Source organism: Microbacterium sp. B19(2022) (assembly GCF_012030385.1).
In the GTDB taxonomy this organism is placed as follows: domain Bacteria; phylum Actinomycetota; class Actinomycetes; order Actinomycetales; family Microbacteriaceae; genus Microbacterium; species Microbacterium oxydans_B.
Genome location: NZ_JAAUVO010000005.1, coordinates 26979 through 39158, shown reverse-complemented (window position 1 = coordinate 39158; position 12180 = coordinate 26979). Strand labels below are relative to the sequence as shown.

Below are 12180 nucleotides of genomic sequence, written 5' to 3'. Positions count from 1 at the left end.
GGCCGGTCTCCTCGGGCACGCCGATCGGCGGCCGGGGATCCGGCGGTGGGGCAAACGCAACCGTCAACTCGGCGAGGACGACCGGGAAAGACGACTCAGTCGATCTCGGCACCTACGACGACGGTGACGCTCTGAGCACGTTATCACAGCAAATCGAGAGAACGTATGCTTTTTGAATCAGCGGGATTCTTCCGGCAGACTTCCGCGCTCGGCAGCGACGGACAGGATGTCGATCTCGTCGAGGGCGGCCACGAGGATCGAGCGCATGATTCCGTATGCGGCATCAGGGTCGCGCCGCTGGATCGCGCCGGCGACGTCGACATGCAGCTGCAGCGCGACATCCGCCGGTCGATCCGGCACCAGGCCATGCTCAGTGCGACTGACGAGCACCTGCCCGATGAGTCCGTCGAGCCGGGAGAACATCGCATTGCCCGACAGGCGAAGAATGAGCGCATGGAACTGCACGTCGAGTTCCAGGAACCGATCGTCATCGCCCTGCTCACCCGCGGCCCACAGCTCGCCGGACAGGGCGATCAGCGCACTGACCTCCTTCGCCGTAGCTCGCGTCGCCGCCAGCCGAGCGGCCTCCGGCTCGATGGCGGCACGCAGCTCCACCATCGCCGACAGCTGTTCCGCGCGATCCGGCGAGTCGAGGCGCCACCGGATGACCTGCGGGTCGTAGAGGTTCCATTCGGACTCCGGCAGCACGACCACGCCGATCCTGCGGCGGGACACGACCAGGCGCATCGACTCCAGCACGCGTACCGTCTCTCGCGCCACCGAGCGGGAGATCCCGCAGCGCTCTTCGATCTCCTCGAGAGTGAGGCTCGACCCGGCGGCGAGCTCTCCCGCGCAGATCGCGAGACCCAGCTCGTCGAGAGCACGAGAATGCAGGCCTGCCAGCGAAACGAGCGGGGTGTCCTGAGGCTTCAGCGTCATTCTTGTAAGTTACCAGCCACCACGTCGCCAAAAGGCATACGTTATAGTGCATCTGAGAAGAAAACTTCCGATCGACGTGTCCGTCGATCGGTTCCGCCGAAACCGATGGGGTTCCCTGTGCAGATCGCACGCATCGAGACATTCCTGATTCCGCCGCGATGGCTGTTCGTCCGCGTAGAGACCGACACGGGCATCGTCGGCTGGGGCGAGCCGGTCGTCGAGGGGCGTGCCGAGACCGTGCGCACCGCTGTCGAGCAGCTGTCAGAGCTGCTCATCGGGCAGGACCCGCTGCGCATTCAGGACCACTGGCAGGTCATGACGAAGGGATCGTTCTACCGGGGCGGCCCCATCCTCTCCTCCGCCGTGTCCGGGCTCGATCAGGCCCTGTGGGACATCGCCGGTAAGAGCGCCGGGCTTCCCGTCCACCAGCTGCTCGGCGGGCCGGTGCGCGACCGCATCCGCGTGTACGGGTGGATCGGCGGGGACGAGCCGAACGAGGTCGCCGACGCGATCTCCGCGCGGCTCGAGCAGGGACTCACCGCCGTCAAGATGAACGCCTCCGGACGGATGGAGCGGATGTCGACCCTGCGCGACCTGGACGGTGTCGTCGCCCGCGTCACCGCCGCCCGCGAGGTTCTCGGTGACACCGGGGACGTGGGCGTCGACTTCCACGGCCGCATCGGCCTGGCGGACGCGCGGCGCCTGATGCCGGCGCTCGAGCCGCTGCGGCCGATGTTCGTCGAGGAGCCCGTCATCCCGGAGAACAGTCATCTGATCGGGCGCATCGCCGACATGACGTCTATCCCGATCGCGACCGGCGAGCGGCTGTACAGCCGACAGGAATTCCTGCCGGTGCTGCAGTCGGGAATCGCCATCGCCCAGCCCGACCTGTCGCACGCCGGAGGCATCTCCGAGACGCACCGCATCGCGAGCCTCGCGGAGGTCTACGACGTGCAGCTCGCGCCGCACTGCCCGCTGGGCCCGATCGCTCTGGCCGCCTCTTTGCAGATCGGCTTCGCCGTGCCGAACTTCTTCATCCAGGAGCACAGCATCGGCATCCATTACAACGAGGACGGCGAGGTGCTCGACTATGTCGCCGACACCTCCGACTTCGACTTCTCGACCGGATTCATCGAGCGGCTGACCAAGCCGGGACTCGGCATCGACATCGATGAGACCGCCGTCCGCGACGCCGACAAGCGGGGGCACGCCTGGCGCGGTCCCATCTGGCGCCATGAGGATGGGAGCTTCGCGGAATGGTGAGCTCCGCAGAACTCGTCCAGCTGCTCCGCGCGGAGCGGGTCATGCCGATCATCCGCAGCACCGCGAGCGAGGATGCCGTCGCCATCGGGCGCACGCTCATCGACGCGGGCTTTCGCGTGCTCGAGGTCTCACTGACCACACCCGGCGCTCTCGATGCGATCGCCGAGCTCTCCGAAGACCCGCGAGCCGAGATCGGTGCCGGCACCGTGCTCACCGCCACCGATGTCTCGGCTGCCACCGCAGCCGGGGCATCCTTCATGGTCACCCCGGCGGTCACCGCGTCGATCGAGGTGTCGGCCGCAGCGGGCATCCCCGTGCTCGCGGGTGCCCTGACGCCGACAGAGGTTCTGGCCGCTCTCGAGCGCGGCGCCACCGCGGTCAAGCTCTTCCCCGCCGAGTTCGGCGGACCGTCCTACCTGTCGGCGCTGCGCTCACCGTTGCCGGATGCGCCGATCATCCCGGTCGGTGGTGTCGACGTCGAGAGCGGACACGAATACCTGCGCCGAGGCGCCCTGGCCGTGGGCGTCGGCTCACCGCTCACCGGCACGGGACCCGTCGACCTCACCGCGATCTCGTCCCGTGCCGCGGCCTTCCGCGCTCTGGCTTCCGCGCCGTAAGACGCGGCCGTCTGGTCATCCGATGACCTTGCCGGGGTTGAGGATTCCGGCGGGGTCGAGGGCGGTCTTGATGGCTCGATGCATGTCGAGGACGGCAGGAGAGAGCTCTGACACGAGTCCTTCCCGCTTGAGCAGACCCACGCCGTGCTCGCCCGTGACCGTGCCCCCGAGCGCGAGGGCGGCATCGATGATCTCCGTGAACGCCTTCTCCGCGCGAGCGCGCGCCTCGTCGTCACCGGTCGGGACCACGAGGAGCGGATGCAGGTTGCCGTCGCCCGCATGCGCGATGTTGGCGATGAGCACGTCGTTCGCGAGCCCGATGGCCTCGATGCGTCCGAGCATCTCCGCAACGGCGGCTTTCGGGACGCACACGTCTTCGGTCAGGACGGGACCGAGGCGTTCCAAGGCCGGATAGGCCAGTCGTCGGGCGGCGAAGAGCGCCTCCCCCTCGGCCTCGTCCGTGCTCCGGTCGGCCCACGTGGCACCGCCGCGCTCGAAGGCGGCCAACAGTGCGGCGGCCTCTTCCTCCCCCGCGGCACCCGGGGTGTCCACGCGCCCGAGCAGCACGACCGCGGCATCGGCCGAGAGCCCCATGTTCTTCCAGTCGTCGACCGCGCGCAGACAGTTCCGGTCGATCAGCTCCAGCGCCGACGGCGTGAGCCCGGCAGCCGCGACCTCGCGCACCGCCTCGCCCGCGTCGGTGAGCGAGTCGAAGAACCCGGCGATCGTCTGCTCGGGCGGGCGCGCCGGCCGCAGTCGCACCGTGACCTCGGTGACGATACCGAGCGTCCCCTCGGATCCGACGAGAAGACCGGTCAGGTCGTATCCCGCGACGCCCTTCGCGGTGCGGCGTCCCAGGCGGACGAGCTCTCCCGTCCCGGTCACGACCTGCATCCCGAGCACGTAGTCCCGGGTGACGCCGTACTTCACGCAGCAGACTCCGCCGGCGTTCGTCGCGACGTTGCCGCCGATGGTCGACCAGGGCGAGCTCGCCGGATCCGGCGGATACCAGAGGCCGTCCTCGGCGACGCGGGCGCGGAGGTCGTCGTTGACCACCCCGGGCTGCACGACGGCGAGGCGCTCGAGCTCGTCCACCTCGAGCACGGCGTTCATCCGCTCCAGGGAGATCACGACGCAGCCGGGGAGCGCGTTGGCACCGCCGGAGAGCCCGGTGCCCGCCCCACGGGCGACGACCGCGGTGTCATGGCGCAGGCATGCCCGGACCACCGCCTGCACCTCCTCGGGGGTGCGCGGTCGCACGAGACAGGCCGGCAGCGACCACTCCGCCCACTCGGCGTCATCGTGCGCGTAGCTCTCGAGCACATCCGGGTCCGTCGTCAGACGGTCGGCGGGCAGCACCGCGGCGAGGTCGGCGAGGAGCGCGGACTCAGTCACGGGCATCGTCGCCGTGGATGGACCCCGAGCGCGTGTGGCAGGTCTTGAGGTAGCTCAGGAACGAGGCCTGCAGCCCGGTGAGGTGGGTCTCGTGCAGCATGGCCCTCGAGACGTCCCCCGCGCGCCCCCTCGCATGCAGTTCTTCCAGGACGGTGAGCAGGTTGCGCCCGATCTCCCGGTAGATGGGAATCTCTCCGAACAGCTCGGCTTCGTTCAGCGTGACGTGCAGCCGCCGAGCGGAGGACGCGGGATCGTGGTCCGAAAGCGCGGCGATCAGGGGGAACACCTGGCTGTCCGTGGCGGCGACACCCGGGCTGCCGGCGCCGAACGTCGCGAACGGAGACGTCGCCTGCAACCAGGCGTACAGGGCGAAGAGACCTCCGTAGGAGTAGCCGAAGAGGCCATGACCGGTCTCGCTCACACGGAACTTCGACTGCAGGAGGGGGTGGAGCTCCTCCGTCAGGAATTCGAGGAAGACGTCGGCGTGGGTGTCCGCCAGCTGGGCGAGGTAGGCGTCGACGTGCTCCGGGGTCATCGCTCCGGAATCTCGGGCGGCCGTGAGTGTCCTCCGCATCTCGTCGCCCACGGGTTCTCCCGGCGGCACGAGGTCGCGGTTGCGAAGCTGGGCCCACTGCGCGGCCTCGTCACCGGCATAGCCGACGCTGACCTGGATGTAGGGGGCGATCGTGAGGTAGGGGTCCGCCTGGGTGACGATGAGCGGGGCGGTGAGCCCGACGGCCCAGTTCCCGTCCGTCACGTAGATCAGGGGCAGGGACTCGGCGGATTCCGCGTAGCCCGGGGGCGTCGTCACCCAGACCGCGTAGCGATGTCCCGACCGTGCCGTGACCTCGAGGTACTCCGTGTCGGCCAAGCAGCTGTTCAGCATCGCGCTCACTGGGTGTCTCCCTTCATGATGCGGCCGGCCTTCACGACGAAGGCGGCCATGTCCGGATCCGCGAAGACGCGGGCATCGTCGAGCGGGTTCCGCTCCCACGCGACCATGTCGGCCGCCATCCCCACGCGGAGCGTCCCGACGGTGTCTCCGATGCCGAGGATGTCGGCATTGACGCGGGTAGCCGAGACGAGCGCCTGCATGGGCGACTCCAGCTCGGCGCGCAGTCGCAGCTCCTCGCCTCTGCGGTATTGCTCGGGTCCGAGGAGGTCGGAGCCGAGGCCGATCCGCACCCCCGCTGCGCGGGAGATCTCGAGCGCGTTCGCCATGCGGCGACGAGCACCGGCCAGACGGTCGCGCGTCGATGGGTCCACGTCGAGGCTCCCAGGGTCCATGATCTGATCGACCACCGCGAAGGTGGGAACGAGCGCCACATCGTTATCCCGCATGAGCTGCGCGGTCGGCTCATCGATGTCCGTGCCGTGCTCCACGCAGCGCACGCCCGCCTGCACCGCATTACGGATGCCGGCGTTGTTGTGCGCATGCACGGTCACGTAGGTGCCGCGCGCGGCGGCCTCCTCGACGGCGACCGCGATCTCCGCCGTCGTGAACTGCGTGTCGTCGAGGCGGTCGTGGCCGCCGACGACACCGCCCGTGACGCACAGTTTCAGGAAGGTCGCCCCGCGCCGGAACGACTCCCGCACATTGCGCCGCAGCTCGTCGGCGTTACCCGACATGAGGGACAGGGCCGTGAGGCCGGGAATGTGGTGCGTCTCCCACAGCTCGGTCGGCTCCCACGCCGCCCCGTAGTAGCCATGTCCGCCGGTCTGGCACTGCACCGGGCCGCACGACAGCACCCGCGGACCGCGCACCTTGCCCTTCGCGATGACGTCGACCACTCCCCCGTCGATGCCTCCGGTGTCGCGCACCGTGGTGAAGCCCGCATCGAGGGTGCGGCTCGCGGTGTGGAAGATGTCGGCGGCGATCTCGGCGGCCGAGAGCTGGAAGCCGAACTGCGCGCGGATCGGGCTCGAGAGGCCGAAGTGCACATGGGCGTCGATCAGGCCCGGCGTCACCAGCATGCCGTCGAGGTCGACGGTGGTCGCGCTCGCCGGAGCCGCTCCGATCCGGGTGATCACGCCGTCCTCCACGCAGACGTCCGCAGGCGAAGGCTCGGCGCCGGACCCGTCGACGATGATCCCGCCTGCGAACCAGATCTCGGTCATGACGCCTCTTCCGAGAACGACTGCGTCCTCAACAGTGGTGAATTGGTTGTGCGCTAACGTACTCAACAGTGGTGAAGAAGTCAACGGAGGCAACATGCGAGCACCGGTGGGCGAAGGAAGGGCGCGCCTCCTGCAGGCGCTGTTCGACGAGTTCGGCGAGAACGGTCCCAGCCCGAACCTGTCGATGCGGCAGGTGGCCGAGCGGCTCGGCGTGCACCACACGCTGCTGACCTACCACTTCGGTTCGCGGCCGGGTCTGCTCAGCGCGGTGCTCTCCGAAGCACGCGGCCGCGACAATCTCATGATCGCGGCGACGAGTGAGGGGCTCGGATTCAGCGAGCTGTTCCGATCGATCTGGGACTTCTACTCGAGCGCAGCGCAGGAGGAGCGGACCCGCGCCTTCTTCCATCTGATCGGCCTGGCCGTCTATGAGCGTGGCGCCTACGACGAGTTCGTGGCCGATCTCGACGATCTGACGCGTCTCCTCGAAGCGGCTGCCCGTCGCGACGGATCCTCGGCGACGGATGCCGCGCAGTCGAGCCTCGTCGCCGTCGCCGGCATGCGTGGGCTCCTGCTGCAGCGACTACTCAGCCCCTCGGCGGAGGTGGATGCCGCCGCAGACCGTTTCATCGCATCGTTCACGAAGGAGTCGACGACATGACCCAGGGCTACTCTCACATCGTCATCGGTGCCGGAGCCATCGGATCCGCGGCCGCCTATTGGCTGGCGCAGGCCGGCGCAGAGCGCGTTCTCGTACTGGAGCAGTTCGAGCTCGGCCATGCCTTCGGCTCCTCCGGCGACCATTCTCGGATCATCCGCCGCGCCTACCATCGCGAGGAGTACACCCGGCTCACGGATGCGATGTTCGCCGCCTGGGCCCACGTCGAGGAGCGGTCGGGCCTGAAGGTCTACACGAAGACCGGCGGGATCGACCTCGCGGCCGCGGGCAGCCCCGGCGCGGCGGAGATCGACGGGTACCGTCGGGCGATGGATGCCGCGGGGATCCCCTACGACGAGCTGACGATCGACGACATCCGCACGCAGTACCCGCAGTGGAACGTGAGCGACGACACGATCGGGATCCATCAGGCCGATGGCGGCATCCTCGACATCCGCCGGTCGGTGTCCGCTCATGTGTCGCTTGCCCGGGCCGCCGGAGTCGAGTTCCGCTCGGGGGTGGTCGTGACCGGCGTGCAGATTACCTCTGCAGGCGTCACGGTCACGACGTCGGAGGGATCGTTCGACGGCGGCCACCTCGTCGCCGCCGCCGGTTCGTGGCTCGGCGACCTCATGCCTGACCTCGGCCTCTCCTTCGAACTCACGCTGAGTCAGGAGCAGGTCGGGTACTTCTCGTCATCGCACCTCGCGGACTTCACTCCGGACAGGTTCCCCATCTGGATCCATCACGCCGACGAGGTGCACTACGGGTTCCCCGTCTACGGCGAAGCGGCGGTCAAGATCGCGCGGGACATGCGCGGCCACTTCATCTCGTCATCGGAGCGGACGTTCGTGCCCGACGACACGGAGCCGCTGCTGCTCCGTGACTTCCTCCGGGAGCACCTGCCTGCCGCAGCCGGCCCGCTCCTGATGAGCAAGACCTGCGTGTACGACATGCCCGCCGACCGGGACTTCGTGCTCGCCACCATCCCCGGCCATCCCCATGTCGCGGTGTTCAACGGCGCCGGCCACGCGGGCAAGTTCGCGAGCCTGATGGGGCGGATCCTCGCCGAGCTGCTGACCGTCGGCCGCACGGAGCACGACATCTCCGCGTTCAGCCTGCGGCGCCCGGCGATCGTCGACCCCGACTTCGTGCCCGTCTTCCGGCTGGGACCGGGCGACGGGGCGGTGGGTGCGGGACCGGGCGGGGTCTGACGCGTCCCGCGGAAGCCCGCTCGGAACACCCCGAGCAAAACCGGCGGCCCGTCGTGGTATCCCTTCCACACCACCCCGGGCCGCCAGCCGCGCAGTGCCCCGTTCCCTCCCCGGGCATCGGCGGCTACTGCAGCGAGCCACGCTAGCCCCGCGCAGAGGAAACCATAAGGGGGTGTCCAAGCCGGGCGTTCGAGGTTAGGTTGTACCGGATCGCAAGTGACAGCGGTCACGGGCCGGCACAGTCCCCAGCTGAGCCAGCCGGTGGTCCCGAGGGTTCCCCAGACCTGGCGGGGCCACCCTCACGGGATTCTCTTGCGAATCACAGATGCGTGTCGGGGTGGGGACGACGTCTCCTGCCGCGTCCTGGATGGCGACGGCGCGTCCTACCCGGGGATGACACTCGGGAGGAGTCGCGGCGAAGGGGGTAGCGGCCCGTGCCGATCGGACGCGCGCAGCCCGTCGATCACGAGCGCCGCGTAGCGGCGCGCGGCACGGGTGCGCTCCGCCTCCGTCGTGCTCGAGAGTCCACGCGCCGCCAGCAGGACGATCAGGAAGTCGTCCACGACGAAGTCGGCACGCAGCGCGCCGGCATCGATGGCACGACGAGCGACCGCGACGATTCCCCGCACCGCCGCCTCGCGCTGTGCTCGGAAGTCGACGGCGTCGGGGTAGGCGGAGAGGAACGCATCGGTGAAGCCCTGATTCCGGGCGTTGAGCACCAATACCCGTTCGATGATGCCGCGGAAACCGCGCCACGGGTCGGGGTCGGCAACGGCGTCGACCACGATCGAGCGACAGGCGTCGAGTTCGTTCACGAAAGCGGCGCGGACGAGATCGGCCTTGGTGGGGAACCGCCGATAGAGGGTGGCCGGCCCCACACCCGCATGTCGGGCTATCTCTCGCATCGTCACGTCGAGGCCCTCGGTCGCGAACAACTCACGAGCCGCGGCGAGCACCCGATCACGGTTCTCTTTCGCGTCGGAGCGCAGGTCCTGAGGCAGAGTCGTGGACATGTGTCTCACTTTAGTCAAGTGGACGCAGGCGTCCGTTACGTTTCCGAAGGCGGGTTCGACCCTCCCGCCACGAAACGGAGTGCACCATGCGCGCAGTGATCATCCGGAGCTTCGGCGACCCGAGCGGGATGGAGTTGACGGACCTTCCCCTCCCGACGCCGGGAGTCGGCGAACTCCTCGTTCGAACGGAGGCGATCGGCGTCGGCGGGGTCGACGTCGTGATCCGCCGAGGCGGCATCGCTGAAGCGACCCGCGACTCGGGGATGATCCCGGGAAGCGAGGCAGCCGGGGTCGTGACGGCGACCGGCGCCGATGTCGACCCCGCCTGGCTCGGTCGCCGCGTCTGGGCGTTCACGGGAATCTCGGGCGGGTATGCCGAGTACGTGATCGCACGCGCCGACGACATCGTCGCACTGCCTTCCGAGCTCTCGTCCGTCGACGCGGTGACCTTCGGTAGCGCGGCACCGGTCGCGCATTTCGCGCTCGAACGCGCCCACCTCGTCGAGGGCGAATCCGTGCTCGTGCGGGGCGCCGCCGGGAGCATCGGTTTGGCCGGTGTCGAGCTGGCCGCTCGCACCGGCGCCGCGACCATCGCCGTCACCACGTCGTCTCGCGAGCGCGGGGAGCGGCTGCGGGCGTTCGGCGCCACGCACGTGCTCGACCGCGCCGGTGCGGGCGATCCAGAGGCCCCGTCCGAGTTCGACGTCATCCTCGACATCGTCGGCGGACCCGATCTTCCCCGGTTCATCGAGCGGCTCGCTCCCAACGGTCGCCTGATCGCCGTGGGCGTGGTCGGTGGATTCCCGCCCGCTGACTTCGGCACCGCGCTTCTGGCTGGCTTCCGCCGATCGATCACCTTCGGAACGCTCAGCCTCGACACCGTGCCACGCGCCGAGCTCATCCGAGTACGAGGCGAGATATTCGATGACGCCGTCCGCGGCATCCTCTCCTCCGTGGTTCACGACACCCTCCCCCTGAGCGCCGCCGCCGAGGCGCACCGGCTCATGGATGCCGGTGAGGTGTTCGGGCGCATCGTGCTCGTGCCCTGAATCCGTCACCACCAGGACACTTCTCGTAGAGTCGATCCATGCCTCACACGTTGACGGTGAACGGTCGTCCGACTCTCGAACATGTCGATCTGGAGCTTCTCGATTCGTACCGTTTCCCGGACGGAGGAGGGTTTCCCGAGTCGTATCGTGCGTTCATCCGGCGTGCGGGCTGGGCTCGACTCTTCGGCCTCTGGCTGATCTACCCACCCGTTCTTCCCGGCTTCGCCGACGGCCTTCAGGGGCGTGGGGAGAATCTCACCGCTCGGTTCCGTTCCGTGTATCGGGAGGGCGAGGAAGAGGAGTTCGAGTGGATGGTCGAGCCCGATGCCGATTGGCCGCGGCCGGTGTCGTTGCGAGTGTTCGGGTGGAGCGAGAACGGTGACGCGCTGCTGTGGGACACTTCGTCGCGCACCCCGGACGGGGAGTTCGTCGTCTGGGAGTCCCGCTCGCTCGATTCGCTCCACCGGCTCGGCGGAAGCCTCTCCGAAGCGTTGCCTCTGATCCAGGCGCGGGCGCGCGGATCATTCGGCGTCCGAGGCCACGACATCGAACCGCTGCCCGCCGTCCGCCTCTGAGATCCCCCGTGGTCCGCTCCTCAGCGCTCGACGGTGAACCAGGCCGTCGGGCCATTGGTGAGCAGCGGAGCATCCTTCGCCCCGAAACGGGATGCGGCGTCCGGCCACGCGACGAAGTTCCTCTCCGCGCGAGGCGCCACGCTCTTCGTCATCGGATCGACGGCGAACACGCCCCTCCCGCCGGTGCGCACCACGCGCATCAGTTCACGGATGTACTCGGCGGTGCGGGTGTCTCCTGTCGGCACGGATGCCCGTAGCTCGCCGTTCCGCAGGCTGTCGTCGTCGGAACGTGACCGCACGAGGCTCGCGAGGCCGGCACCGACGATCGCGTACACCCACCCCTGACCGGACGGGTGAGGCACCACATAGTCACGATGGAAGATGCTTTCGGAGACGATGCTCGTGTCCACGAGGGTGACGTGAGGGCCTGCGCACTCGCTCAGTAACGAGCGAAACGTCGGGGTGAGTGTCTCGGGTTGTTGAGTGGCGTCGACGAACCGCACCGCGGGAAGGCTGGTTCGCACCGCGTCGCTGAACTGTTCTTCATCGGCGGGTGTCATGAAGACGCAGAGCCGGTGGAGCTTCGACGGTGTGCTCATGACACCAGCGGTGACGTGATCTTGGTCGCCCGGTACGACTGCCCATCTTTCGTGGCACGCCACCGGCGCCAGTGCTTCGCCGACAGGCGGAAGGGCAGGTGCTTCTGCACGTGGGCGGCAGCATCGTGCAACCGGTCGTCGGCGGGGAACCCGAGCCAGAGCGAGAGGGAGGAGGCTGTCGTGCCGAACGTGGCACGCACCCCGGACGCGCCGAGGAGACGCCCGTAACCATCCACCGCGAACCCACCGAACGCGTCGGCGTCGATCCCTTCGTACGGCGCGCCTGTCGCGGGGTCGACGAGAGCCACCGGCGCGCTCCAGACCAGCGAGGCCAGCGGGTGCCCATGGGTGGTCACGGCTCCCGAACCCGCACCGCTCAGGGTGTCGAGCGTGGCATCGACGTCATCGGAGCGAACCCGCCACTGGGTGTGTGTACGCTGCCGGTTCTGCGGCCCACCGAGGTGCGCGGCCGCAAACGCTTCGAACCGGCCTGCGATGTCGGGCGGCCCTCCGGCCCAGAGCTGGAAGGACATCTCCGGCGCACCGATGGTCACCACGGCGGCGTCGAGAAAAGCCTGCACGCTCTCGTAGGCAGTGCGGGGATTCTTCGTGCGAAGCGAATGCGCGCCTCCCGCCGAGGCCGGCAAACCGTCGTAGGTCACGACCTCCTGAGTCAACGTCACCCCTCCATTATCCCGACGACCAGGACACGCGCGAAGCGTGCGGTGCGAGCGGGACCG

At 68.7% G+C, this 12180-nt stretch carries 13 protein-coding genes; 6 read left to right on the top strand and 7 right to left on the bottom strand.

Annotation, left to right across the window (positions count from 1 at the left end; genetic code table 11):
• Positions 1-177 precede the first annotated feature (177 nt).
• Positions 178-939: a FadR/GntR family transcriptional regulator gene (locus HCX50_RS05690; RefSeq protein ID WP_167633297.1), complete on the bottom strand. Its 762-nt coding sequence runs from the start codon at positions 937-939 to the stop codon at positions 178-180.
• 117 nt (positions 940-1056) lie between these two features.
• On the opposite strand from HCX50_RS05690, the gene dgoD reads away from it, so the two are divergent.
• Positions 1057-2202, top strand: coding sequence for a galactonate dehydratase (dgoD, locus tag HCX50_RS05685; protein WP_167633296.1), 1146 nt, complete (start codon positions 1057-1059; stop codon positions 2200-2202).
• Entirely contained in the window at positions 2196-2819 is a 624-nt protein-coding gene (locus HCX50_RS05680) for a bifunctional 4-hydroxy-2-oxoglutarate aldolase/2-dehydro-3-deoxy-phosphogluconate aldolase (RefSeq protein WP_167633295.1), read from the top strand. Before dgoD ends, HCX50_RS05680 begins: the two co-directional genes overlap by 7 nt.
• A 15-nt stretch (positions 2820-2834) precedes the next feature.
• Here the strand turns inward: HCX50_RS05680 and HCX50_RS05675 are convergent, their stop codons facing one another.
• From HCX50_RS05675 to HCX50_RS05665, 3 genes are read right to left on the bottom strand one after another with little or no spacing between them, the layout of a single operon-like run.
• Positions 2835-4214 carry an FAD-binding oxidoreductase gene (locus HCX50_RS05675; RefSeq protein ID WP_337748986.1) on the bottom strand — a complete coding sequence of 460 codons (1380 nt, stop codon included), beginning with the start codon at positions 4212-4214 and terminating at the stop codon, positions 2835-2837.
• Complete coding sequence (locus HCX50_RS05670) at positions 4207-5100, bottom strand: alpha/beta hydrolase (RefSeq protein ID WP_205828850.1); 894 nt, start codon at positions 5098-5100, stop codon at positions 4207-4209. The genes HCX50_RS05675 and HCX50_RS05670 overlap by 8 nt, the downstream gene beginning before the upstream one ends.
• 5 nt (positions 5101-5105) lie before the next feature.
• On the bottom strand, positions 5106-6332 hold the full coding sequence (locus HCX50_RS05665; RefSeq protein WP_167633292.1) for a metal-dependent hydrolase family protein: 1227 nt from the start codon (positions 6330-6332) through the stop codon (positions 5106-5108).
• Positions 6333-6426: 94 nt separating this feature from the next.
• Between HCX50_RS05665 and HCX50_RS05660 the strand changes: the two genes are divergently transcribed.
• Positions 6427-6993, top strand: a complete 567-nt coding sequence (locus HCX50_RS05660; RefSeq protein WP_091037475.1) for a TetR/AcrR family transcriptional regulator — start codon at positions 6427-6429, stop codon at positions 6991-6993.
• On the top strand, positions 6990-8204 hold the full coding sequence (gene solA, locus HCX50_RS05655) for an N-methyl-L-tryptophan oxidase (RefSeq protein WP_167633291.1): 1215 nt from the start codon (positions 6990-6992) through the stop codon (positions 8202-8204). The genes HCX50_RS05660 and solA overlap by 4 nt, the downstream gene beginning before the upstream one ends.
• A 383-nt stretch (positions 8205-8587) precedes the next feature.
• Here the strand turns inward: solA and HCX50_RS05650 are convergent, their stop codons facing one another.
• On the bottom strand, positions 8588-9217 hold the full coding sequence (locus HCX50_RS05650; RefSeq protein WP_237682366.1) for a TetR/AcrR family transcriptional regulator: 630 nt from the start codon (positions 9215-9217) through the stop codon (positions 8588-8590).
• An 86-nt stretch (positions 9218-9303) separates the two neighbouring features.
• On the opposite strand from HCX50_RS05650, the gene HCX50_RS05645 reads away from it, so the two are divergent.
• The gene (locus tag HCX50_RS05645; RefSeq protein ID WP_167633290.1) at positions 9304-10266 is read left to right on the top strand and encodes a zinc-binding dehydrogenase; all 963 of its coding nucleotides are present in this window, start codon (positions 9304-9306) and stop codon (positions 10264-10266) included.
• Positions 10267-10304: 38 nt separating this feature from the next.
• The gene (locus HCX50_RS05640; protein WP_167633289.1) at positions 10305-10841 is read left to right on the top strand and encodes a hypothetical protein; all 537 of its coding nucleotides are present in this window, start codon (positions 10305-10307) and stop codon (positions 10839-10841) included.
• Positions 10842-10861: 20 nt separating this feature from the next.
• Here HCX50_RS05640 and HCX50_RS05635 read toward each other — a convergent pair whose 3' ends face one another.
• Positions 10862-11440: a hypothetical protein gene (locus tag HCX50_RS05635; protein WP_167633288.1), complete on the bottom strand. Its 579-nt coding sequence runs from the start codon at positions 11438-11440 to the stop codon at positions 10862-10864.
• On the bottom strand, positions 11437-12123 hold the full coding sequence (locus tag HCX50_RS05630; RefSeq protein ID WP_167633287.1) for a hypothetical protein: 687 nt from the start codon (positions 12121-12123) through the stop codon (positions 11437-11439). The genes HCX50_RS05635 and HCX50_RS05630 overlap by 4 nt, the downstream gene beginning before the upstream one ends.
• Between the last annotated feature and the right edge of the window lie 57 nt (positions 12124-12180).